Origin of the sequence: Chelatococcus sp. GCM10030263, assembly GCF_042666455.1 — a bacterium.
Taxonomy (GTDB): Bacteria; Pseudomonadota; Alphaproteobacteria; order Rhizobiales; family Beijerinckiaceae; genus Chelatococcus.
Window position 1 is genome coordinate 73,601 of sequence record NZ_JBHTDB010000009.1, and the last position, 22,435, is coordinate 96,035.

The 22,435-nt window shown below is 65.4% G+C and carries 19 protein-coding genes and 1 tRNA gene; 14 read left to right on the plus strand and 6 right to left on the minus strand.

The features are described from left to right. Nucleotides 1–63 precede the first annotated feature (63 nt). The 3 genes from ACFQU1_RS19225 to ACFQU1_RS19235 all read left to right on the plus strand — a co-directional run bounded on the left by ACFQU1_RS19225 (nucleotide 64) and on the right by ACFQU1_RS19235 (nucleotide 2,485). Nucleotides 64–429, plus strand: coding sequence for a hypothetical protein (locus ACFQU1_RS19225; protein ID WP_378135655.1), 366 nt, complete (start codon nucleotides 64–66; stop codon nucleotides 427–429). Between the two features lie 34 nt (nucleotides 430–463). Next, nucleotides 464–1,558, plus strand: coding sequence for an anhydro-N-acetylmuramic acid kinase (locus tag ACFQU1_RS19230; RefSeq protein WP_378135657.1), 1,095 nt, complete (start codon nucleotides 464–466; stop codon nucleotides 1,556–1,558). Nucleotides 1,559–1,630: 72 nt separating this feature from the next. Then, nucleotides 1,631–2,485: an amino acid ABC transporter substrate-binding protein gene (locus ACFQU1_RS19235; protein WP_378136769.1), complete on the plus strand. Its 855-nt coding sequence runs from the start codon at nucleotides 1,631–1,633 to the stop codon at nucleotides 2,483–2,485. Nucleotides 2,486–2,487: 2 nt separating this feature from the next. On the opposite strand, the gene ACFQU1_RS19240 is transcribed toward ACFQU1_RS19235, so the two are convergent. After that, nucleotides 2,488–2,790, minus strand: coding sequence for a helix-turn-helix domain-containing protein (locus ACFQU1_RS19240; RefSeq protein WP_378135659.1), 303 nt, complete (start codon nucleotides 2,788–2,790; stop codon nucleotides 2,488–2,490). A gap of 439 nt (nucleotides 2,791–3,229) precedes the next feature. On the opposite strand from ACFQU1_RS19240, the gene ACFQU1_RS19245 reads away from it, so the two are divergent. Further along, complete coding sequence (locus ACFQU1_RS19245; RefSeq protein ID WP_378135661.1) at nucleotides 3,230–3,772, plus strand: DUF992 domain-containing protein; 543 nt, start codon at nucleotides 3,230–3,232, stop codon at nucleotides 3,770–3,772. A 158-nt stretch (nucleotides 3,773–3,930) separates the two neighbouring features. Beyond that, nucleotides 3,931–4,422 carry a ferritin-like domain-containing protein gene (locus ACFQU1_RS19250; RefSeq protein ID WP_378135663.1) on the plus strand — a complete coding sequence of 164 codons (492 nt, stop codon included), beginning with the start codon at nucleotides 3,931–3,933 and terminating at the stop codon, nucleotides 4,420–4,422. A gap of 74 nt (nucleotides 4,423–4,496) precedes the next feature. Here ACFQU1_RS19250 and ACFQU1_RS19255 read toward each other — a convergent pair whose 3' ends face one another. After that, nucleotides 4,497–4,661, minus strand: coding sequence for a hypothetical protein (locus tag ACFQU1_RS19255; RefSeq protein ID WP_378135665.1), 165 nt, complete (start codon nucleotides 4,659–4,661; stop codon nucleotides 4,497–4,499). A gap of 110 nt (nucleotides 4,662–4,771) precedes the next feature. Between ACFQU1_RS19255 and ACFQU1_RS19260 the strand changes: the two genes are divergently transcribed. Both ACFQU1_RS19260 and ACFQU1_RS19265 read left to right on the plus strand, forming a co-directional pair. Further along, on the plus strand, nucleotides 4,772–5,083 hold the full coding sequence (locus ACFQU1_RS19260) for a hypothetical protein (protein ID WP_378135666.1): 312 nt from the start codon (nucleotides 4,772–4,774) through the stop codon (nucleotides 5,081–5,083). Between the two features lie 257 nt (nucleotides 5,084–5,340). Then, the gene (locus ACFQU1_RS19265; protein ID WP_378135668.1) at nucleotides 5,341–6,513 is read left to right on the plus strand and encodes a diguanylate cyclase; all 1,173 of its coding nucleotides are present in this window, start codon (nucleotides 5,341–5,343) and stop codon (nucleotides 6,511–6,513) included. Between the two features lie 63 nt (nucleotides 6,514–6,576). On the opposite strand, the gene ACFQU1_RS19270 is transcribed toward ACFQU1_RS19265, so the two are convergent. Both ACFQU1_RS19270 and ACFQU1_RS19275 read right to left on the minus strand, forming a co-directional pair. Further along, a tRNA-His gene (locus ACFQU1_RS19270) sits at nucleotides 6,577–6,653 on the minus strand. Between the two features lie 103 nt (nucleotides 6,654–6,756). Then, the gene (locus ACFQU1_RS19275) at nucleotides 6,757–7,113 is read right to left on the minus strand and encodes a phasin family protein (RefSeq protein ID WP_378135670.1); all 357 of its coding nucleotides are present in this window, start codon (nucleotides 7,111–7,113) and stop codon (nucleotides 6,757–6,759) included. Between the two features lie 202 nt (nucleotides 7,114–7,315). On the opposite strand from ACFQU1_RS19275, the gene ACFQU1_RS19280 reads away from it, so the two are divergent. Next, nucleotides 7,316–7,468, plus strand: coding sequence for a hypothetical protein (locus ACFQU1_RS19280; protein WP_378135672.1), 153 nt, complete (start codon nucleotides 7,316–7,318; stop codon nucleotides 7,466–7,468). Nucleotides 7,469–7,687: 219 nt separating this feature from the next. Here ACFQU1_RS19280 and ACFQU1_RS19285 read toward each other — a convergent pair whose 3' ends face one another. Then, nucleotides 7,688–8,134, minus strand: a complete 447-nt coding sequence (locus ACFQU1_RS19285; protein ID WP_378135674.1) for a phasin family protein — start codon at nucleotides 8,132–8,134, stop codon at nucleotides 7,688–7,690. 308 nt (nucleotides 8,135–8,442) lie between these two features. Here ACFQU1_RS19285 and ACFQU1_RS19290 point away from each other — a divergent pair, with 308 nt between their 5' ends. Together ACFQU1_RS19290 and ACFQU1_RS19295 are read left to right on the plus strand one after the other, a co-directional pair. Beyond that, nucleotides 8,443–12,354 carry an ATP-binding protein gene (locus tag ACFQU1_RS19290; RefSeq protein WP_378135676.1) on the plus strand — a complete coding sequence of 1,304 codons (3,912 nt, stop codon included), beginning with the start codon at nucleotides 8,443–8,445 and terminating at the stop codon, nucleotides 12,352–12,354. 423 nt (nucleotides 12,355–12,777) lie between these two features. Further along, complete coding sequence (locus ACFQU1_RS19295) at nucleotides 12,778–16,512, plus strand: YadA family autotransporter adhesin (protein WP_378135678.1); 3,735 nt, start codon at nucleotides 12,778–12,780, stop codon at nucleotides 16,510–16,512. A 337-nt stretch (nucleotides 16,513–16,849) separates the two neighbouring features. Here the strand turns inward: ACFQU1_RS19295 and ACFQU1_RS19300 are convergent, their stop codons facing one another. Continuing rightward, complete coding sequence (locus tag ACFQU1_RS19300; RefSeq protein WP_378136771.1) at nucleotides 16,850–17,758, minus strand: LysR family transcriptional regulator; 909 nt, start codon at nucleotides 17,756–17,758, stop codon at nucleotides 16,850–16,852. A 146-nt stretch (nucleotides 17,759–17,904) separates the two neighbouring features. Between ACFQU1_RS19300 and ACFQU1_RS19305 the strand changes: the two genes are divergently transcribed. From ACFQU1_RS19305 to glcF, 4 genes are all read left to right on the plus strand, one after another. Continuing rightward, a complete protein-coding gene (locus tag ACFQU1_RS19305; protein ID WP_378135680.1) occupies nucleotides 17,905–19,347 on the plus strand; it encodes an FAD-linked oxidase C-terminal domain-containing protein in 1,443 nt (480 codons plus the stop codon). 77 nt (nucleotides 19,348–19,424) lie between these two features. Further along, on the plus strand, nucleotides 19,425–19,835 hold the full coding sequence (locus ACFQU1_RS19310; protein ID WP_378135682.1) for an endonuclease domain-containing protein: 411 nt from the start codon (nucleotides 19,425–19,427) through the stop codon (nucleotides 19,833–19,835). Further along, nucleotides 19,832–21,016, plus strand: a complete 1,185-nt coding sequence (gene glcE, locus ACFQU1_RS19315; protein WP_378135684.1) for a glycolate oxidase subunit GlcE — start codon at nucleotides 19,832–19,834, stop codon at nucleotides 21,014–21,016. Before ACFQU1_RS19310 ends, glcE begins: the two co-directional genes overlap by 4 nt. Before the next feature lie 63 nt (nucleotides 21,017–21,079). Then, nucleotides 21,080–22,420: a glycolate oxidase subunit GlcF gene (gene glcF, locus ACFQU1_RS19320; RefSeq protein WP_378135686.1), complete on the plus strand. Its 1,341-nt coding sequence runs from the start codon at nucleotides 21,080–21,082 to the stop codon at nucleotides 22,418–22,420. Nucleotides 22,421–22,435 lie beyond the last annotated feature (15 nt).

Consider the following 22,435-nt stretch of genomic DNA (forward strand, 5'->3'; position numbering starts at 1 on the left):
GCCGGACTTTCGCAAGCCGTGCGAGCCGTTTAGACTGACCCCATGCAACAGGGGCGCCATTCGATGTCGAACCAGTTTCCACCCGACCTCAGCCGGATCGTGGACCGCGCCTTCCGCTTCTCGCCGGGCGACATCCGCCATGTGCTCGACCGCATCCACGCCCATGCCGTCGAACCCCGCATGTCGCCGGATGAACTGCGCGAAACCGTCCAGACCCTCGGCTATGCCTCCGTGCATGAGTTCGGCCGCGTCGTCGGCTTGCCCATGCGCACCATCGATGCCTGGATGCGGCTGGGCGTGCCGCAGGAATCGGCCCAGCTCGTGCGGGCCATGCTCGCGATGCGCGACCGCTTTCAACAGGCCGCCGAGGAGCTCGACCAATATACCAATGTCGGCTTGGCCGACTATCTCCGCGACAAGAAGCTTTGACTCGAGCTGACGGCGGGGCGGGGCAGGGGCGCGCATGGAACAGGACAGGCTGACCGCCATCGGGGTGATCAGCGGCACCTCGATGGACGGCATCGATGTCGCCGTGGCGAGGACCGACGGCGACCGGCGCGTCGAGCCGGGTGCCGGGCGCACCATCCCCTATCCCGACGCGGTCAGGGCCGAGCTTCTTGCGCTCATCGCGGAGCCCGAGCGGGCGCTCACCGAGCCGCTCGCAGAACTCGAACAGGCGGTGACCGACGCCCATATCGCCGCCGTCGAGACATTCATGGGGGAGGTCGGCCTCTCCAGGCGCGAGGTCGATCTGATCGGCCTCCACGGCCAGACGGTCTACCATCGGCCCGAACGCCGCTTCACACGGCAGCTCGGTTTCGGTGCGGAGGTGGCGCGCCGGCTCGGTATCGATACCGTCAATCGCTTTCGCCATGCGGATGTGGACGCCGGCGGGGAGGGCGCGCCGCTCGCCCCCCTCTATCATAGAGCCCTTGCGGCGGGCCTCGGCGAGCCGCTGATGGTGCTCAATCTCGGCGGCGTCGCCAATGTCACCTATCTCGACGGCGATGTGGTGATCGCCTTCGATACGGGGCCGGCGAGCGCGCTGATCGACGATTTCGTCCGCCGCCGGCGCGGCCTCGCCTATGACGCGAACGGCGAACTCGCAGCGAAGGGACTCGTCCGGGCAGATCTCGTCGCGGCCTTCCTGGGCAATCCCTTCTTCGCGCGTCCAGCGCCGAAGTCTCTCGACCGCAACGACTTCCACCGCCGCGCGGCCGACGTCGAGCACCTCTCCGATGCCGATGGCGCGGCGACGCTGACCGCCTTCACCGTCGAATCGGTCGCGGCGAGCCTCGCCCATGTGCCGCGGCGGCCGGCGCGCTGGCTCGTCACCGGCGGGGGTCGCCACAATCGTCATCTCATGACGCGACTCGCCGAACGCCTCGGCGTCCCTGTCGAGCCTGTCGAGGTCGTCGGCTGGCACGGCGACTTCCTGGAGGCGGAGGCTTTCGCTTATCTCGCCGTGCGCAGCCTGCGCGGTCTGCCTCTCAGCCTGCCGACGACGACGGGCGTGCCGCAGCCGATGCCGGGCGGCGATTTGCACCGGGCGGCCTGAGCCACATCATTTACGCTGATCGCCAAACTGGCTTACCCTGGCTTCATCTGAACAGGGAGGGCAGGGGTGGCCATGAAGATCTCGTCGCTATGGAGTTTGCCGATCGTCGGGCTTGTGGCGCTGCTGGCGTCACAGGCTTTCGCGGCCGACACACTGGCGCGCATCGCGGAGACCGGCACGCTCAGAATCGGCTTTCGCGCCGATGCCGCGCCCTATTCCTACCGCACCACGAGTGGTGACCCGGCCGGCTATATCGTCGACCTTTGCCGGGAGGTGGCCAACAGCGTCAAAGCCTCGCGCCAGCTGCCGAAACTCGCCATCGACTATGTCGAGGTGACCGCGGCAAACCGTTTCGACGTGCTGCGGGACGGCAAGATCGACCTTCTCTGCGAACCCACCTCCATGACCATGTCGCGTCGGGCGACCGTGGATTTCTCTTTGCCGACCTTCATCGACGGTGCCGGCGTGCTGTTTCGCACGGGGCAGGTGCACGGCCTCGAGGATCTGCGCGGAAAGCGGATCGGGGTTCTCGGGGGTACGACGACAGAGGAGACCTTGCGGACGACCTTGGGCCAGCTCGACATCAAGGCCACGATCGTGCCGACGAGCAATCACCCGGCGGGCGTCAAGCAGCTGACCAACGGCGAGATCGACGCCTATTTCGCCGACCGCGGAATTCTCAACTACCTGTTGGTGAACAGCCGCGATTCGGCGGGCCTCAAAATCTCGGATCAGTATTTCACCTTCGAGACCTATGCGCTCGCCCTGCCGCGCGGCGATGATATTTTCCGGCTGCTGGTCGATGCGACGCTTGCCGAACTCTACCGGACGGACCGCATCAAGAAGATTTATGCGCGCAGTTTCGGGTCTTTCCCGCCGGATCAGTTCATCAACGCGCTTTTCGTCATCAACGGCCTGCCGAAGTAGGCCTATCCGTCGTTTTCGGCCGAGAGCTCTTCCGGCCTCAGCCACTCCGCCGGCTGCCGACGCAGGCGAACGCCCGGTCCGCCGCTCGGGCTGGCCGCGCCGTCCTCGACAAAGACGACGCCAGCCCGTTCGAGGGCGCCGCGCAGGGCCGCGAGCGTCGCGTGATTCGGCACGGTCTTGTCGCTCTCGAAGGCGGAGATCGTGTTGCGGTGAACCTTGCTGTGCTCTGCGAGGTCCCGCACCGTCCAATTGACGAGTCCGCGCGCTGCCCGCAACTGTGCGCTGGTCACTGCTCTTACGGTCAACTCAATGCTCCTACCACTGTTCTGTGACAATCGCACAGAAGGGGCTCTTCGATCAACACAGTGTAGATTTGGGGGTAATGACCCCGACTTTCCATGTCGAACGTGACGAGCGTTAACCAAAGACGGCAGAGATGCGAGAAGAATGAAGCTTTTTCTGCCATGAAGTCTTGGCGCGTGACTTGTCCGGCACAACGGCCTGGATGATGGGCGGCGAGGCTGGGGCAGTGTTCGCAACCGCGGACATCATGGCTGACTGAACGGAGCAGGCGGGGCGCATGTCGGCGCAGAGCGCGGCGACGATATCGTTCCCCGGATCCACGCGATCGTCGTCATTCCTGTCGCTCGTCGGGTCATGTCGAGACGCACGCCCAGGAGCTCGGATCGCCATCTGAACGCGGCGAGCCGGGCATTTGCTCCACACGTTCAGCAGGGACGGCATATGTTAAATCCACGGTCGATCAAGAAGCGCCTCGGTATCCTGTTGGGGCTGTCGCTCGCCTGCGGCATTGTCGCGGAGGCTCGACCCGCAGCCGCGCAGACATCGCCGCTGGCCTCCGGCGAGATCGGCAAGCACATCCAGATCGGCCGGCTGCGGTGCGCGGTGGCGCCGTCCGTCGGCTTCGTAGTCGGTTCGCGCCAGGAGATGCAGTGCGAGTTGCGCACCGGCGGCATCCCCGGACAGCTGACCGGCGTCTATCGCGGTGTGATCAAGCGGTTCGGCATCGATCTCGGCGTCACCGGGGCCGGCATTCTCATCTGGGAAGTGTTCACCGTGACCAAGAACGTCGGTCCCGGCGATCTGGCCGGTGAATATGTCGGCGCATCGGCAGATGTCGCCTTTGCCCTCGGTCTCGGCGCCAATGTGCTCGTGGGCGGATCCAATCGCTCGGTCGCTCTTCACCCCAGTTCCGTCGAGGGCATGACCGGTGTCGATCTGGCAGTCGGCGTCGCGGATCTCACCCTGACACCCGTGACCCAGTGAGCGGCAGCCTCGCAGGAACAAGCGCGCCCCCGGTTTGTTAGCTTCGGCAGTCTCGAGCGATTGAAGCCGATGGCGCTCGAACTGCTCACGAAGCCGAGCACAGGACTTTCGCAAGGATGGTGCGAGGTCCTTGCCACGAAATCAGGGAGCCCTGCGACATGGCCAAAGAGAAAAATCTTGAAGTGCTGTTCGTCGAGACGCTGAAGGATGTCCTTCACGCCGAGAAGCAGATCCTGCGTGCATTGCCGAAGATGGCGCGGGGCGCTGCTTCTCCGGAACTCAAGCAGGCTTTCGAAACCCATAGGGACGAAACAGAAGCGCAAGTGGAGCGCTTGCAGCAGGTGTTCGAGCTGATCAACAAGCCGGCACGCGCCAAGACTTGCGACGCTATTCTCGGCATTATCGAGGAAAGCAAGGAAGTCATGGAAGAATTCGAGGGCTCGGAGGCGCTCGATGCCGGTTTGATCGCCGCGGCTCAGGCGGTGGAGCATTACGAGATCGCCCGCTATGGCACGCTCAAGACCTGGGCTGGCCAACTCGGCTTCAAGGAAGCGGCCGATTTGCTGGACCAGACGCTGCAGGAAGAAGTGAAGACCGACAAGCTCCTGACCAAGCTAGCCACCATGCGGGTCAACAAGAAGGCCGCCTGAGGCGGCGACTTTTTGATCGAGGCGGTGCCGATGATGGGCGGTGGTGCAGGCCGCCGCCCATTCGTCTTGCGCGGTTATTTGAACTCGTCGGGCGTGCTGTTCTTGCCGATGGCCAGGATGGCGGCCTCGCGGGTGGCATAGGGCCCGAAGAGCGGCGTGCCGATATCGTCGATCACCCACCATCCCGGGCCGATGCCCTTCGCGCGGGCTGTCTCCTCGTCATACAGGACGGCTTTCATCGCGATACTTCCCCATCTCACGTCCTAGGCTGTCCGAGGAGGGAACCGACGATCGCTCCTGCAAGTTCCCTCGAACAGCCTCGGCAGGCGCTGAGGCTCGGGAGCTCATCATGCCTACGCCGGACAAACTGCGCGACGACATCGACCGAGGGCGTACGGGCGACAAGGTCCGCATGCCCGATCCCGCCGCCGCGCCGCTCGGGACCGACGACGAGGCTGGAGGCGCGCCGGCGACGTATGAAGAGGTCGAGCTCGCGCGCCGAAGCGAGGTGAGAGCCGACCTCGGCCAGGCCCCGCACGACACCAACGAGCACAAGCGCGGCATCGGCGGCAGCGAGGAGAGCGTGCGGCGTATTCCGACGCTCGCCATATTGGCTGTTGTCTTGGTCCTTCTCGCTGTTCTCGCCATCGTCCTGAACTGATCGGCTCCGGCCGGCCGCGGATCGGCGATCACGGCTCTCCGCACGATCATTCACCGCCTGTTCGCCCGCTCGCGGCGGGGGAAGGGCGGTCGCGGCCAGATCGGAGGGCTGGCGATCAAAGCCGCCAGGTGCGAACCCGACTGTGGATATTGAATGACCGACCATGGGGTACGACATTCTTGAATTGGGCAGATCCGGCGCGGTAATGCGATAAGACTGACCTTCGTCGTCGCATCACAGTCGTCAGGAACGTCCGGTTGAGTGTCGATACCTCCACCTTGATCGCCTACAGCGTCGTATTGTTCGCCTTGATCGGCGCGCTCTTCCTGATCTTCTCTTTGAAGGAAGGGCATGGGCGGTTCCTGTGGCTGAGCCTGCCGTTCCTCATGGGCATGTGTGGCGGCGCCTCCTTGGTCGACCCCACGATCTTGCCCGGCCGATGGTCAGGGCGGCTGGCGGTCTGGTTCATCCTTCTCGCCTATGGCTTCGGCTGGCAGGCTGTCCGCATCCTCTACGGCCGGCCTGTCCTTCCCGGCCTCGTCATCCTCGTCGCGACCGTATGGCTCGTGCTCTCGGCCACCGTTTTTCAGGCCTTCGAGCTCGACACGACGAGTGCCGCCCTGCGGGCGTTCATCGTCGCCCTGTTCAACGGCCTGGCGGCCCGCGAACTCTGGCGAAGTCGCACCGAGGATCTTCCTTCGCGGTCGATCCTGCTCGGCGTCTTCACGGCCTATGCCATCCTTGCCGCCCTGCGCGTGCCCTTCGTAGCTTTTCTGCCGGCACCGCTCGGGTCGGCGCCCGGCGAGATATGGGCGACCGTCGTCTATAATCTCGCCGTGGTCACCCAGGCGCTCCTCGTCAGCGCCTTTCTCATCGCCCTCTCGCGCGAGCGAGTGGCGCTCGACAATTACCGCATGGCGATCCTCGATCCGCTCACCGGCGTCCAGAACCGGCGCGCCTTCGAGGAACGGGCGGACGCCTGGACGCGCAGCCGCCGAACGGCGGCGTCGCCCTTCGGCCTGCTGGTGGTGGATATCGATGACTTCAAGGCGATCAATGACCGCTACGGGCATGACTTCGGCGACCAGGTGATTGTCATTGCCGCGCGCACGGCTGAAGCCGTCCTACGCAAGCGCGATGTGGTCTACCGCATCGGTGGCGAGGAATTCGTCTGTCTCTTGCCGGATACCCCGGCCGAGGATGCTTTCGTCGCTGGGGAACGTCTGCGCAAAGCCTTCCGCGCCGCAACCGAGACGGTGGCCGGACATAAGATCGGCGCGACCCTCAGCGTCGGCGTCGTATCGATGGACGAGCCAACGGACCTGCGCGATCTCCTGAACCGTGCTGACGAAGCCCTTTACGAGGCCAAGCGCGCGGGCCGCAATCGCACTATTCTGGTGAACAGATCGTCGGGCCTGGCGGCTATTTGACAGCTGGGCCGGGATGTCCCGCAAAGCGGCGGAGCATATCGTCATAGGGAGGGCTGAGGCGGATGGTACAGCTGCCCCGGCTTGAACGGGGGACCTCCTGATCCACAATCAGGCGCTCTAACCAACTGAGCTACAGCTGCACGCGGCTGCGAACGCGACGCCAGAAGCGGCGCATGTCCATCAGCGGCCGGAAACTATGCGCATCGACGCGTGAATGCAAGACCACGCGTCGGCGGTTTTCGATCAGGCGCCGGGGCGCGTGGGTCCCTTGGCGAGAGGCGCGGTGGCCTCCTGCGCGAGCCGCGATGCCGTCTCCGCGATATCCTTCACCCGCGTCGTCGTATTCTCGTATTGGCGGCGCAGTTCGCGGGTCTGCAGTTCGACCGCTTCGGCCACGGAGGTCACGTCGAGCAGCGCCCGCCAGAGCCCGAGCGTTGCATCCGTCTGACTGCGGACGAGGTCGAGCACCTTGCCGTTGATCACGGTGGCGGCCTTGGTCGTCGCATTGGCGCTGGCCACGAGGCTGCGGTTCCAGGCTTCCCGCTGCTCCTGGACGGTGGCGAAGGTTTGCCTGGCCTGTGCGAGACCTGTCTCGGTCAAGGCAACGAGAGGCGCGGTGGGCGGCTCCGCGGCGACCCGTGCGGGGGGTGGCGAGGAGATCGGCCGTGGCGGGGGCGGGGCGGCCGTTTGGGGCGCATGCTCGGCAGCCTTCACAGCGGCTTTCGCCACCATTTGACCGACTTGGGTCGTTGCGGCTTTGCCGCCATCGAGGGCGGTCTCGACAGTGCGGTCGGCAACACCTGTGGACAGCGCAGCTGCCGGCCCGACCTTCGGTTTTGGCGCAGCAGTGCGCGCTTTTGTCGGTTTCGTCGCAGCCAGCGTCTCCGCCACCGAGGTCGTGGCGGCAGGCAATGGCGCCGGCGCGGCTTTCGCGGGGGGCGCGGCCTTCTCCTGAACAGCTTTGCTTGGAGCAACCGCAGGTTTGGCGATTGCGGTGGACGCCGGCTTCGGAGCGGCCGATCGTGGGGAGCTTGTTTTCGCCACCGCCTTTTGCGGCTGCGGCTTACCCATCTGCTTTGGCTTGTCCATGCGTCATTTCCTCGTGGATCAGCGTCGCTGGAAGAACTGTCGGGCGGCCACCCTGTTCAGGGACGGCTGAGCTCTGAGCCCGTGCTCAGACCGCCTTGCCGGGCGCGCCGGTGCCCGGACCCGTCGGGCCCTTGCCGCTTCCATTGCGACCGGTCGGTGTCGACCCGCCGGTTACATCTTCGCGCACCTTGTCGACGGCCGCCGTGAAGTCCTTGAGCTGCTCCTGCAGAGACGCCACCTGGGCGTGCAGGTAGTCGGACTGGTGCTTCAGCGCCTCGTTCACGTCGCGCGCCTGCACCAGCTTCTGCGCCAGATCGAAGGCGGCCGTGACATTCTGCTCCGCATAGGCGAGCGTACGCCGCGTCACTTCGCCGGCACCAGGCAATGGCGTCGAGCCGCCGAAGACCTCTACGGCCTTGTTGGCCGCATCGAGAAAGCCGGTGAAGGCTTTGCGCGCCTGCTCCACATTCTGTTCCGCGAGGCGGCGGAACTCGGCGGGGATCTCGTAATTGGGCATTCCTGGATTGATCATCTTGCGCTCCTTGGATAGCGTGGCGTTGTTGTGCGGCGCAATATACATGTTGCAACGCACAAATGCAAGGATCGGCGATCGCGCGGGAGGCGGCAGCTGTCCACAGCCTGGCCAGAAACCCGCTTGGCTTTTCGAGGCTTATGTTAACTTGCCCCGCGACCGATTAACACTAACATCAGGTTAGTGCGGATAGGCTGGGCATGTGCCGTGACGGCTCGCGGCCATGCCTGTTATTAAAGCTTCGTTAGCCATTGTCGGCGCGAGGCGGCGGTGACGGGCGGGGCGCAAGTTTGATGGAGTTCAGTGCGGTGATAGCCGATCTGCGACGCGACCCGTCGCTGGCGCCGTTCTTGAAGCCGAAGGCGGCCGTGGTCGTGTGGTCGGCCGCCGATGCGCATGCGTTGTGGGCCTCCCCCGAAGCCATGCCGCTCGTCGGCGCCTTGACGGCGGGCGGACCGACCGCCGAGGCCGAACGCTACCTGCGGCCGCTGGCCGAGCGGGCGCCGGAGAACGGCATCCGGCTCGAGCGGTGGCGCATCATGGTCGGCCGACGGGCAGAACTCGTCACCGTGGCCTGCCGTAGCATCACCACTGCGGACAACGAGCGCGCGGTGCTGACCGCCGTCGTCGGATCTCTGCCGAAAAGCTTCGCGACGCTCGATTTCCCTGCCGTACCTGCGGTTGCCGGGACCGACGGGGAGCCGCGAGCCGACGAATCCGTGGCTGAAATCGCTGAGCCGGCAGCGGACTCGGCCGAGCCTTCGCCGGCCGAGCCCGAGGTTTCGCCGGAGACGGCCGACCTTCACGACCAACGCGCGCAACTGCGGCATCTCGCCGCGATGCGCCGCACCATGCGTTTCGTCTGGGCCTGCGACGGCACCGGGCTCATCACGCGCGTCTCGCCGGAATTGGCTGAGGTCGTCGGGCCGGATGCGGCGGCTGTCGTCGGCCGGCAATGGAGCGAACTCGTCGGTGATATCGTCCGCGATCCCGCCGGCAGCATCCTGGAGGCCCTCAGCCGCCAGACCACATGGCCGCGCTGCACGGTGTCCTGGCGGGTGGGGCAGGGTGAGGCCTACGTCCCCGTGGAACTCGGCGCCGTGCCGGTGCCCGGTGAGACGGGCGACGCCTATCGCGGCTATGGCCTCTGCCGCCTGAGCGAGGTCGAGGAGGCGCCCGCCGCGGTTTCGCCGGTGGTCGCAGACGCTGTACAGGGCGAAGACGGCGAGGAGACCGCTGTTCTCCACGACCCGGACGAGACCGAACAGGAAACCGCCAGCGCGATCGAAGACGAGCCACCTGCCGAGGCAGAGATGGCAGAGCTCGACGCGGCCGAAGTCGCCGCCATCGTGGCGACCGCCGAAAGTGCGTCCCATCTGGATGAGTCGACCGCCTTCGAGCCGGGGCAGCCGGAAGAGCGCGATGCGGACGATCGGACCGACGAGGCCGCCTTCGTCACTGCCCCGTCCGAGCAGGACGAGACCGATGCGCCGGCTGAGACAATCGCGGCTGAGGCAATCGCGGCGGAAGAGGCCCCCTTTGAAAGCGGGCTCGACGATCAGCGGCAAGCGGAAGACCTGACCTCGGGCGAGGGCGGCGAGACGACGGTCGAAAATGAACCGGCGGAAGCAGCAGTCCAAGACGCTGAGGCGCAGGACGCTCAACTCCAGAACGCTCAACAGCAGGACGCTCACCTGCAGAGCATCCAGCCCCAGGACATTCACGTCCAGGATAGGGATATCCAAAACCCCGAAGTTCAAGAGACCGAGGTTCAAGACACGGGGCCTCAGGACGACGCTGCCGAAGGTGCAGCGGAAGGCGCCGTCGTCGAAGACGTAGAATCGGTGGCCGAAGACGCCGTGGGCGACGAGCCCGCTCCCCTAGAAGCCACGGCCGAGGAGGCGGTCGTCCAGGACGTCGCCGCCGACCTGCCCGTCGCGCAGGACACCGCCGCTGAAGAGCACATCGCCCCGGAAGCCACGGCCGAGGAGGCCGTCACCCAGGAAGCCACGGCCGAGGAGGCGGTCGCCGCCGACCTGCCCATCGCGCAGGACACCGCCGTTGAAGAGCACGGCGCCCCGGAAGCCACGGCCGATGAGCCCGTCGCTCAGGACGCCGCAGCTGAAGAGCCGGTGGTTCCGGAGCTCTTAGTTGAGGATGCTGTCGCCTTCCAAGCCCCGGTCGGCGAGGAAGCGCCTCAGGAAGAGGCTCCCGACCAGATCGACGCGCAAACCGAGACGGGCACGCCGGAAGAAGCGGCGGAGCACGCGGACATGGCCGAGACAGAGGCACAAACCGAAGCGGACGCCGATGTGCCCGCGCCCGCCGCGGCGGACAAACCGAAGGCGGGCGAGACGGAGGCCGAGGTCACGCCCGGGCCTTTCGCGCCGGTCCGCGGCCATGTCGGCGCCACGCTCGGCGCGCCCAAGGTGGTGCCGCTGCGTGTGGTGGAGACGAGCCGCGGCGGCGAGGCCGAGGCAAACGCTCCGAGCCGCCCGAGCCTGTCGCCGAACGAGCGCAACGCCTTCCGCGAGATCGCCCGGGCGCTCGGCGCCCGCTATCTCGGCGAGGAAGAGCCCGGTGGCCCGCCGCCGAAAAGCCGGGATGCGGAGCCGGCGGCCGCCCCGCGCGCCGATGCGGCGCCCGAATCGCCGGCGCCGATCGCCCCGGCGCCCGAATCGGTCCCGCGAAGCGTGCCGGACGCCGCCGCCAAGGCCCGTCAAGCCGCCCGGCAGGTCACCTTCACCGGCGATCGCCCGTCCTTTGCGCCGCTCACGGACAAGTTGCCGATCGGCATTCTCGTCAGCCGCGGCGACGACATTCTTTATGCCAACCGCACGCTGCTCGACTTCTTGGGCTACCAGGACGTTGCGGCGCTGGCCGAAGTCGGCCTGTGGAATCTCTTCGCGAGCCGCGCGCAGGTCGGCGACGGCGCCGCGCCCATCGCGCTCAAGGCGGCGAATGGTGCCGATCTCGCCGTCGATGCCCGGCTCTCGACGCTCGAATGGAACGGCGCGCCGGCGACGCTGCTCTCCTTCCGCCGCGCGCATGAGCCGGAGATCGCCGACCGCATCCGCATGCTCGAAGAGGAGCTCGTGTCGCACGAGGCACGGGCGCAGGAGCTCAGCCTCATTCTCGACACGGCGACGGACGGTGTCATCGTGCTCGACGAGGGCGGCCGCATCCTCTCGCTCAACCGCTCGGCCGAGGCCCTGTTCGGCTATGAGGAAAGCGATGTGGCGGGTGAATTCTTCACCCTTCTGCTCGCTCCCGAAAGCCACGTGGTCGCCGTCGACTATCTCGAAGGGCTGAAGGCGGGCGGCGTGGCGAGCGTCATGAACGACGGCCGCGAGGTCGTGGGCCGCGTGCGCCAGGGCGGCCGCAGCCCCCTGATGATCACCATGGGGCGCATCAGCGAGCCGCCGCATCGCAAGTTCTGCCTCGTCGCCCGCGACATGACGGCCTTCAAGAAGGCCGAGGCCGATCTTCTCAAGGCGAAGAAGGCCGCGGAAGATGCGAGCGCCCAGAAATCCGATTTCCTCGCCAAGATCAGTCACGAGATCCGCACGCCCCTGAACGCCATCATCGGCTTCGCCGAGGTGATGCAGGAGGAGCGCTTCGGCCCGGTCGGCAACGAACGCTACAAGGAATATCTCAAGGACATCCACGTCTCCGGCGGGCATGTCATCAGCCTCGTCAACGATCTGCTCGATCTCGCGAAGATCGAGGCGGGCCGGCTCGAGCTCAATTTCGTCAGCGTCAATCTGAACGAGATCGTGGCGAGCTGCGTGGCGCTGTTGCAGCCGGAAGCGGCGCGCGGTCGAATCGTGCTGCGCACGTCGCTTGCGCCCAAATTGCCGCCGGTGGTGGCGGACGAGCGCGCCATGCGCCAGGTCGTGCTCAATATTCTGTCGAATGCGGTGAAATTCACCGATGCCGGCGGCCAGGTCATCGTCTCGAGTGCGCTGACGGACCGCGGTGAAGTGGCCTTGCGCGTCCGCGATACCGGCATCGGCATGACCGATACCGAAATCGAGCAGGCGCTGGAGCCCTTCCGGCAGCTCGCGACCGCCCGCCGCCATGGCGGCACGGGCCTTGGCCTGCCGCTCACCAAGGCGCTCGTGGAGGCCAATCGCGGCGCTCTCTCCATCACCAGCGCCAAGCGCGAGGGCACGCTGGTGGAAATCGTCCTGCCGCGCACGCGCGTGCTGGCCGAGTGACATTCGAGCCGCCCGCCGAAGCAAGGCGTCGTTGGGGATAAGAAGAGCTTCGAAGAGTAGCCGTCACGATTGCTTTTATACAGGGTCGACGTGGCCGGCCGGTCCTTCCCGGCTTAAATGCCCCTTAGTACAAGCCTTTAGTCTGTGGCATGTTTACATCGCCGTTCCGTTGCCGGTGCGTGTAGCGCTCCATGCCCGGTGTGGTGCGCAAGTCGCCACGCTGATGGGCCGGTGATAGCCCACTGTCGCGTTATTCCCAGTCTGCGTTCGTCGATTCTGACCGCCTTGTCGTGTTGCGATGCGTTTCGCAGCGACTGAGGCAGTGCGGGTGTCTGTGGTTTCGCCCGTCGCGTTTCCGAACATTGATCGTCGACAGGAGAGCCCTAAGGCTCCCCCCGGATTTCGATAATAAGGAGATTTTCAGTGGCAGCTATTCGAAAGAGCCCGCCGAAGCGGCGCGGACAGGACAAACGCATTGCGACGAAGAAGAAGCCCATGCATCTGCGTTATGCGGCCGCGGTGCTCGGCAGCGTGAGTGTCGCGACCCTCGCCTGCGCGCTCGGCGCAAGCCCGGCGATGGCGCAGGTGAGCGGCACTTCCCCACTGGTAGGAGTTACGGCAACCCAAGGTGCCGACGGAGATATCAATACTATTACTATTACTGACAAAACCAACGGCTCGACGCTCGACGCCAGCACGCTTACGGATACCACGACGACCGACTTCAAGGGAAACGGCGTCACGATCAACGGTGGCACTGCCACCGGCGCCGATGACGACGTGCTGACGGTCACCGGCACAACGAATGTCTTGAACGACGGCAGTGTTACCAAGGCGGCGATCACCGGAACAACGGACTCGGCGACCGATACACTTACATTGACGAATGCCAGCGAGCTGAACAGCGTCAAGATCGTGTCCAGTAGCACCGCCCAAAGTGGCCTAACCCTGACGGGTGACGAGACCGTCAACAAGCTGAACAACGCCATTATGGAAATGGCCACCGTCAAGAATGTGGGGATCGGCGCTTCGGCTGCCGATGTCGGAGCGGCAACCAATACTTTGGTGATGACCGGATCGAACACGATCAATGCGTCGAAGCTCAACAATGTTGAAGTCACCGATGGTACGCCGACCCTCGCGGCCGGTTTGAAGCTCGTGGGCAATGCGAACGTTCTCGATGCGGCAGTAATTACCAATTCCAACATTGCGGATTCCCAGATTGATAATCTGACGGCCAGTAACGCCACAATTAATACGGTGGCGATCAACGGAACAACTAATGATCAGACGATAGACAAGCTGCACGTGACCGGCGACAATACGATGAAGACGTCGCTCATCGACAACGTCATCGTGCAGGCAACTGTCGGAAGTGGCCTCATTGTCGGCCCGCGCACCGGTGGGAGTAGCGCCGCCGATAATGCCATCGCCGTGGGTGTGAACGCCAATGCGGCGGGCGCGTCGAGCGTTTCGATCGGCCAGAACTCCCATGCCGAAGGTCTGAACGCCGTAGCCATCGGCAAGGGCGCTGGCGCGACTGAGGAGGGGGCGGTCGCCGTCGGCAACGCCTCGGCGTCGGCTCTGCACTCGAGCGCCCTCGGCGATGGCGCCACGGCTTCGGGGCAACGGGCCTCTGCTCTCGGAAACAATTCCCAAGCCACCGAGGCCGACGCCACCGCTCTAGGCTCGAATGCAATAGCAACGGCCACCAATGCCACGGCAGTCGGCACCGGTGCTGCAGCATCGGCTAGTGACGCGACAGCCCTCGGCGCCGGCGCTGCGGCCAGTGCTGCCGACGCGCTTGCCGTCGGTGATGCAACGGCTGGGGCGGAGAAAGCACTTGCATTTGGCAAAGACGCGAACGCGTCCGCCGAAGGATCCATCGCGCTTGGAGCGGGGTCTACCGCAAATGGCGTCGGCGCTCTTGCACTCGGCCGCTCGGCCACTGCGTCGGCGGACGACGGTGTGGCCGTCGGCCGTGGCAGCAAATCGAGCGGAGTCGGTGCGATCGCGCTGGGCGCTGGCGTGAATGCCGCCAAGGATGGGGCAATCGGCATCGGCCAGAATGCTGGCGGGACGAGTGGCGGCGGTCAGGATAGCGTCGTAATCGGTGCCAACGCTGGCAGGGTAACGGCAGGTGATGGCGCGGTGCTGCTCGGTGCGGACACCGGGGGGCAGACGAACGCCGTGGCTCTCGGCATCAATGCACAAGCTCTTTCAGCCTCATCGGTCGCTATCGGCGAGGGCTCCGGTGTGGGAGCGCAGGGGCAAGGCGGCGTTGCGATCGGCCGCAGTGCCACCGCTTCCGGTCCCAACTCGATCGCATTGGGCGCCGGGTCGGTCGCCGGTGAGGCGAATACCGTCTCGGTCGGTGATGGCACTCTGCAGCGCCGTATTGTCAATGTCAGTGCAGGCACGGCGGATAACGATGCGGTCAACTACCAGCAGTTGAAAGTGGAGAGAACGAGGATCGACGGTCTCGAACCGGATGTTCAAAATCTAAACGCCAATGCATTGCAGTATACAGGTGGCACGTTTAATGCCATTCGGAACGGCGTCGCGCAACGTATTACTGGAGTTGCTACTCCGGTCAACACTACCGACGCTGCCAACAAGGGTTACGTCGATACCAAAGTCGATGATTTCGCCGCAAATTATGGTGATGCCCTGGTCTATAAGCAAGGTAAAGATTACTATGGTCAGAGCCAAAAGCTCTTTGATGCCTCGCGGGCAGTGAGCGGTAACGGCAATCCGCAGCCGAGAAAGATCATTGGCGTGCAGGCTGGTGCCGTAGAGAAAGACAGCAATGAAGTTGTCGTCGGTAGCCAGTTGTATCAAACCAATGAAGATGTCGCGACTTTACAGACCCAAATCGGTAACTCACTCAGCTATGATGCGAGTGCAACGGGCGGCGCTGCGTACTCGGCTTATCGCGATGTCGGCGGCAGCAAGCAGGAGACGCGGATCACCGGCGTGGCCGATCCTCTCGAACAGTCTGATGCCGTGAACCTGCGGAAGTTCACGGATCTGGAAAACGCTGTAGGCCAGCTCACGGCTGGGGAGGCCATAGTCGGCACCGTCGTCGGCACCGACTCCTTCGGTAGAGGCGTATCCGCGAGCACCACCGGCAACTACAGCACCGCGTTCGGCTCCTACGCCCAGACCTTTGCGGACAGGGCCTCCGCTTTCGGCTCCCATGCGACGGTCGGAGTGGGTGCGGACGACAGCGTGGCGATCGGCGCTTTCTCCGTCGCCGACCAGGCGAAGACGGTCTCGGTGGGCGACGGGAACACCGGGCTCTACCGGCGCATCACCAATGTGGCTGAAAGCCAGGGCGACCACGACGCAGTGACGCGTGGTGAGGTAAGAGGCTGGTTGAGCCAGGCCGGAGTCGATATCGATAATGGCGGTGGCGCCAATGGCGGTGGCGGTGACGGCGGTGGCGGTGGCGGTGGCGGGGTTCCCGGCGGGGTCGTCGTCGGCACGGCGACCGGCACGGAATCCGTGGCCATCGGCGGAAGATCTGTCGCAAGCGGCGATTACTCCACGGCTTACGGCTACAACGCCCAGGCGCTCGGCGGGGGCGGAACGGCCATCGGCCACAGCGCCTATGCTGCGGGTCCCGGCGATATCGCCATCGGCCATAATGCACGGGTCGAGGCCGACAACTCCATTGCGCAGGGCACGAACGCCCTCGTGACGGCGAGTGCCCCGCGGGCCGTGGCCATGGGTGCCGATAGCATTGTGAGTGCGCCCAACTCCGTCGCTCTCGGTGCGGGTTCGGTGGCGGACCAGCCCAACACCGTGTCAGTCGGTGCGCCGGGCGCCGAGCGCCGCATCACCAATGTGGCGCCTGGCATCGCTCCCAACGATGCCGTGAACGTAGGGCAGTTGTACACCTATACCCAGAGCATGCTGAAGGAGACCCGGCGGGGTATCGCGGCGACGGCAGCCCTCTCGCCGGTCATGACCCCCTCAGCTCCGGGCAAGACCACCGTTTCGGCCTCGGCGGGCTTCTACCGCAGCGAGTTCGGCTTCGGCGTGAGCCTGGCGCATCGCCTGGACACGAATATGCCGGTAATGATCCATGCCGGCTATGCCAACGGCGGCGGCAAGGAGCATGTGGGACGCGTCGGCGTCGCGGTGGAGTTCTAATCGGGAATACGCAGGAGCCGTCCAAGACGGCTCCTGCGTCGCTCTAGTCTCCTGTGAGGCGGGTGCTTCTTCGTTTTCCTGGTTCGGGACCATCGAACGGCGTGTCGTCGGCGCGATGGCTTCGACCGCTGCCAAATCAACTGAGCCGTGCCGCGAGGCACGGCCTTTTTTGTGCGGACAAAGAAGGGGCGGCCGTTCCGTAGNAAGACTGTGCCATCAACCTCTCGCTGCGATCTGGTGCGTGTCTAACCGACGCCCTGCCCGAGACCTGAGCTTCGCTGCTCAAATAATAATCACAAGTTAAGAATATTGTCGCCGGCAAAAGAACCCTCGCGCTTCACGCATCCGAGAGTCCCCTGTCCCAATAGGGCGTTGGCCCGTAAAGCTCGGCGAGATAGTCGATGAAGGCGCGTACCTTGTGCTCCAGATGGCGACGGCTCGGGTAGACGGCATAGACCGCGACCCGGTGCGAGCCGCCGTAGTCCGGCAGCACGGCCTTGAGGCGCCCGGCCTGCAGTTCCGGTCCGATATCCCAGGTCGAGCGCAGCGCGATGCCGATGCCGGCGAGCACCGCCTCCCGCACAACCTCGCTCGAATTGGTCCTGAGCGGCGCCTTGATCGGCACGACGACCGGGCCCGCCGGCCCGTCGAGGCGCCAGTGGTCGGCGTTGTGCACGAGGAGGCGATGGCGGGCGAGATCCTCGACTGCTTCCGGCGCCCCGTGCCGGGCGAGATAGTCGGGGGTGGCGCACAGCACGCGGTTGTTGGGCGCGAGTCGCTTGGCGACGAGGCTCGAATCTTCGAGATCGGCGATGCGGATCGCCAGATCGAACCCCTCGCCGACCACGTCGACGAAGCCGTCCGACAGGTCGAGATCGACGGTCACGGCTGCATAGCGGTCGAGAAATGCCTTGAGATGCGGCGCGATATGCAGTCGCCCGAAGGAGGTGGGGGCGGAGACGCGCAACACGCCGCGCGCCACACTGCTGCCGCGCGCCACCCAGGCCTCCGCCTCCTCGATGCTCGACAGGATGGAGACGACGCGCTCGTAGAAGCCCTGGCCGGCCTCGGTCAGCGAAATCTGCCGCGTTGTCCGCTGGAGAAGGCGCACCCCGAGCCGCTCCTCCAGGCGTCGGATGCGCTTGGACACGACCGCCGCGGAAAAGCCGAGCTCGCGGCCGGCGGCCGACATGCTTCGGCTCGCAACGACACGTGCGAAGATATCGAGATCGCCCAAATGGTCCATAGCGCGTGACATTCTTTCCAAAAGGGAAATAATGTCTCTCAGCGTAGCATCCTGTCAAAGCCCGACAGCGTCGGTTAGACTCGCTGGGTCGATGCTGCGCATGGAGAACCGCGGACCGTCGAGCAGCCGCGGACCAGGAGGACATCATGACGGCCATCGCTTTTCCCACGCCCGATGCGTCCGTTCTCGCCCGGCGCGATGCGATCATTGCCGGGCTCGCGGCGCTCGTGCCGGCGGGCAGCCTCATCACCAGCGAGGACGAGCGGCGCGCCTTCGAGACGGATGCCTTGACGGCCTACCGCCGCCTGCCGCTCGCCGTCGTGCTGCCGACCTCCACCGCCGAGGTTTCGGCCGTGCTCGCCTTTTGCAACGCGCAGGGGGTGAAGGTTGTCCCGCGCGGCGCGGGCACCTCGCTGGCCGGTGGCGCGATCCCGCAGGAAGATGCCATCGTGCTGGGCACGTCCAAGCTCAGCCGCGTGCTCGCCGTCGATTTTGCCAACCGCTCCGCGCGCGTGCAGGCCGGCATCACCAATCTCGCTATCAGCCAGGCAGTCGCGCCGGAAGGCTTTTTTTACGCGCCCGATCCGTCGAGCCAGCTCGCTTGCACCATTGCGGGCAATATCGCCATGAATTCCGGTGGGGCGCATTGCCTGAAATACGGTGTCACCACCAACAATCTCCTCGGCGTCACCATGGTGCTGCTCGACGGCACGATCGTCGAGATCGGCGGGGAGGCGCTCGACAGCGCGGGCTATGATCTTCTCGGCCTTATCACCGGATCGGAGGGCCAACTCGGCGTCTTCACCGAGGCGACCGTCCGCATCCTGCGTCAAGCCGAGGGCGCGCGGCCGGTGCTGATCGGCTTCTCGTCGAACGAGACGGCGGGGGCCTGCGTGGCCGCCCTCATCGGCGCCGGCATCATTCCCGTGGCGCTCGAATTCATGGACAGGCCCGCCATCACCATCTGCGAGGCCTTCGCCCAGGCGGGTTATCCGCTCGATGTCGAAGCCATGCTGATCATCGAGGTCGAGGGCTCCGACGCCGAGATCGACGATTCCTTGGGACGCGTCTGCGCCATCGCCGAACGCTTCTCGCCTATGGTGATGAAGGTGTCGCAGTCGGAGGCCGAGAGCGCCGCCATCTGGAAGGGCCGCAAATCCGCCTTCGGCGCCATGGGCCGCATTGCCGATTACCTGTGCATGGACGGCACCATCCCGACCGGGCAATTGCCCTACGTCCTGAAGCGCATCGACGAGATCGTCACAGGCCATGGGCTCAAGGTCGCCAACATCTTCCACGCCGGCGACGGCAATCTCCACCCGCTCGTGCTCTACGACATCAACAAGCCGGGCGAGCTCGAAAAGGCGGAGGCGGCGGGCGCTGAGATCCTCAAGCTCTGCGTCGAGGTGGGCGGCTGCCTCACCGGGGAGCATGGCGTCGGCATCGAGAAGCGCGATCTCATGAGCACGCAATATACTAAGGCCGACCTTATCCAGCAGATGCGCGTGCGCCGGGTTTTCGACCCGGACTGGCTGCTCAATCCTGCCAAGGTCTTCCCGCTTGAGGGCAGGGTTGGTGTGAGCCAATAACGCACATCCTAGGGCGTGCCTCTCCCCGCGTGCGGGGAGAGGGTAGGGTGAGGGGCGGCGAAACAAGGGGACGGATAGTGCGTGGGGCGAATTCAGCTGCGATCGGCCGCGCGAGATATCTCCGTCGGACACAAACGAATGTTGAACGGAAACTTTGGTACCGGCTCAACAACCGTCAGCTCGCCGGACATAAGTTCGTTCGTCAGGAGCCTATCGGGCCTTATATCGTCGACTTCGTCTGTCGCGAGCGCAGGCTGGTCGTAGAACTCGACGGCAGTCAGCATGCAGAGAGCCGGCACGACCAAAAGCGGGACATGTATCTTGCCGCCCAGGGCTTTCGGGTCGTGCGTTTCTGGAACCACGAGATCAATCAGAATTTGGACGGGATTTTGGAGACGATCTTGCTAACGCTTCGCCAAACGGAGCTGGCCCCTCACCCCACCCTCTCCCCGCAGGCGGGGAGAGGAGATGCTGCGGCCGCGTCGTGAACGCTCTGATCCCTGGCACCGAAGCTGAAGCCGCTGGGTTCGTTGTAGAGGCCGCGCGTGTGGGCACCCCACTCACGATTCGCGGCGGCGGGACCAAGGCTCGCATGGGCCGGGCCGCCACGCAGGAGATGGTCCTCAGTTCCAACGGCCTCACCGGCATCACGCTCTATGAGCCGGCGGAACTGGTCGTCGCCGCCCGCGCCGGCACTCCATTGCATGCGGTGGAGCAACTGCTCGGCGAGAGGGGGCAGGAATTGTCCTTCGAGCCACCAGATCTGCGTGGCCTTCTCGGCGCCACCGGCGAGCCGACAGTCGGCGGTCTCGCCGCGGCCAATCTCTCCGGCCCGCGCCGCATCATGGCCGGCGCCTGTCGTGACAGCCTCATCGGCATCCGGGCGGTGAACGGTCGCGGCGAAAGCGTCAAGTCCGGCGGCCGCGTCATGAAGAATGTCACCGGCCTCGATCTCGTGAAATTGCTCGCCGGCTCCTGGGGAACGCTCGCTTTCCTGACAGAGGTCACCTTCAAGGTTCTGCCGAAGCCGGAACGCCGCGCGACACTTGTCTTCACCGGCCTCGACGACCGGACCGCCGTGGCGGTCATGGCGGCCGCCTTGGGCTCGCCGTTCGAGGTGAGCGGCGCGGCTCATCTGCCCTCGGGTATTGGCGACCGCGCATCTCGTACTTATCTGCGCACTGAAGGATTTGCGTTTTCCGTCCGCCACCGGGTGGAGGCGCTGCAGGGCCTGCTTCAGGCCTTCGGCCGGGCCGATCTTCTCGACGACGATGCGGCCTCAGCCGTGTGGCAGGGCATCCGTGATGTCACCGCTTTCGTCGGGTCGGATGACGTCGTCTGGCGCATTTCGGTGGCGCCCTCGCGTGGACCGGACATGGGCGAGGCGCTCGCCGCCATTCCCGACGCCCGCTGGTTCTATGATTGGGGCGGGGGGCTCATTTGGGCCGCCGTCCCGGCCGTGGGGGATGTCGGCGCAGCGACGATCCGGCAAGCGGTCGCGGCCGGTGGCGGCCACGCCACTCTGGTGCGGGCCCCGGCCGAGATCCGCAGCGCCGTTCCCGTGTTCCAGCCGCTGGCAGAGCCCTTGATGCGGCTGACGCACGGCATCAAGCAGGCCTTCGATCCCGCCGGCATTTTCGAGCGCGGGCGGATGTACGAGGGCCTGTAAAGACCTGCGCTCGCGCTGGCTCTCCGAGCAAGCCCGATTTTGTCACCCCTGATCGAGACTTCGATGCAAACCAATTTCCGTCCCGAGCAGCTCCGCGAACCGCAGATGCAGGAATCCGAGAAGATCCTGCGCACCTGCGTCCATTGTGGCTTCTGCACGGCGACCTGCCCCACCTATCTTCTGCTCGGCGATGAGCTCGATAGCCCCCGGGGCCGCATCTATCTCGTCAAGGACATGCTCGAATCGGGCAAGCCGGCCACAAAAGAGGTGGTTACTCATATCGACCGCTGCCTGTCCTGTCTTTCCTGCATGACGACCTGCCCCTCGGGCGTGAATTACATGCATCTGGTCGACCATGCCCGGGCCTATATCGAGGAAACCTACCACCGGCCGTGGCATGATCGGCTGCTGCGCGCCGTGCTCGCGGCCGTTCTGCCCTATCCCCGGCGCTTTCGGCTGGCGCTGAGGGCAGCGCATCTGGGCAAGCCGCTTGCTTTCCTTCTCGCGAAACTGCCGAGCATCGGCCCGCGGCTAGCCGCCATGCTGGCGCTCGTGCCCGACCGGCTGCCCCCAGGGGCAGCTGAAGGGCCGCGCGTCATCCCGGCGCAAGGCGAGCGGCGGGGGCGCATCGCGCTCCTCGGCGGCTGCGCGCAGCCCGTGCTCAATCCCGACATCAACGAAGCGACCATCAGGCTGCTGACCCGCCACGGCATCGAAGTCGTGCTGGCGGAAGGCGAGGGGTGCTGCGGCGCCCTTGTGCACCACATGGGGCGGGAGGAGGCGAGCCACGCTTTTGCCGCGCGCAACATCGACGCCTGGACGCGGGAAATCGAAGGCGAGGGGCTCGACGCGATCGTCATCACCGCCTCCGGCTGCGGTACGACCATCAAGGATTACGGTTTCATGTTCCGCGACGATCCAGCCTACCGGGACAGGGCCGCGCGGGTCGCAGGCCTCGCCAAGGACATCACGGAATATCTCGCAACCCTTGATCTTCCGCGGACGACACGGGGCAACGGGCTCGTGGTCGCCTATCACTCAGCCTGCTCCATGCAGCACGGCCAGCAGATCAAGGATACGCCCAAGACCCTGCTCAGCCGCGCCGGCTTTACCGTGAAGGATGTCCCCGAGGGGCATATCTGCTGCGGCTCGGCGGGAACCTACAACCTCCTGCAGCCGGAGCTCTCCGCCGGATTGCGCGAGCGCAAGACCGCGAATCTGTTGCGGACGGGAGCGCCGATTGTTGCGACCGGGAATATCGGGTGTCTGGAGCAGCTCCGGAAGGGTTTCGCTGAGCGCAACGCCGGTATGATTTTACTGCATACAGTCGAGCTGCTCGACTGGGCTGATGGTGGGCCGTTACCGCCCGCCATGGCCGGCGTTGCGGGCTCCGCAACAGCCTGAGCCTTTTGGCCCGGC

Coding starts and splice junctions, on each gene's coding strand:
- ACFQU1_RS19225 (WP_378135655.1), top strand. CDS start 64: ATGTCGAACCAGTTTCCACCCGACCTCAGCCGGATCGTGGACCGCGCC.
- ACFQU1_RS19260 (WP_378135666.1), top strand. CDS start 4,772: ATGCCTACGCCGGACAAACTGCGCGACGACATCGACCGAGGGCGTACG.
- ACFQU1_RS19250 (WP_378135663.1), top strand. CDS start 3,931: ATGGCCAAAGAGAAAAATCTTGAAGTGCTGTTCGTCGAGACGCTGAAG.
- ACFQU1_RS19300 (WP_378136771.1), bottom strand. CDS start 17,758: ATGGACCATTTGGGCGATCTCGATATCTTCGCACGTGTCGTTGCGAGC.
- glcF (WP_378135686.1), top strand. CDS start 21,080: ATGCAAACCAATTTCCGTCCCGAGCAGCTCCGCGAACCGCAGATGCAG.
- ACFQU1_RS19255 (WP_378135665.1), bottom strand. CDS start 4,661: ATGAAAGCCGTCCTGTATGACGAGGAGACAGCCCGCGCGAAGGGCATC.
- ACFQU1_RS19245 (WP_378135661.1), top strand. CDS start 3,230: ATGTTAAATCCACGGTCGATCAAGAAGCGCCTCGGTATCCTGTTGGGG.
- ACFQU1_RS19285 (WP_378135674.1), bottom strand. CDS start 8,134: ATGATCAATCCAGGAATGCCCAATTACGAGATCCCCGCCGAGTTCCGC.
- ACFQU1_RS19235 (WP_378136769.1), top strand. CDS start 1,631: ATGAAGATCTCGTCGCTATGGAGTTTGCCGATCGTCGGGCTTGTGGCG.
- ACFQU1_RS19230 (WP_378135657.1), top strand. CDS start 464: ATGGAACAGGACAGGCTGACCGCCATCGGGGTGATCAGCGGCACCTCG.
- ACFQU1_RS19305 (WP_378135680.1), top strand. CDS start 17,905: ATGACGGCCATCGCTTTTCCCACGCCCGATGCGTCCGTTCTCGCCCGG.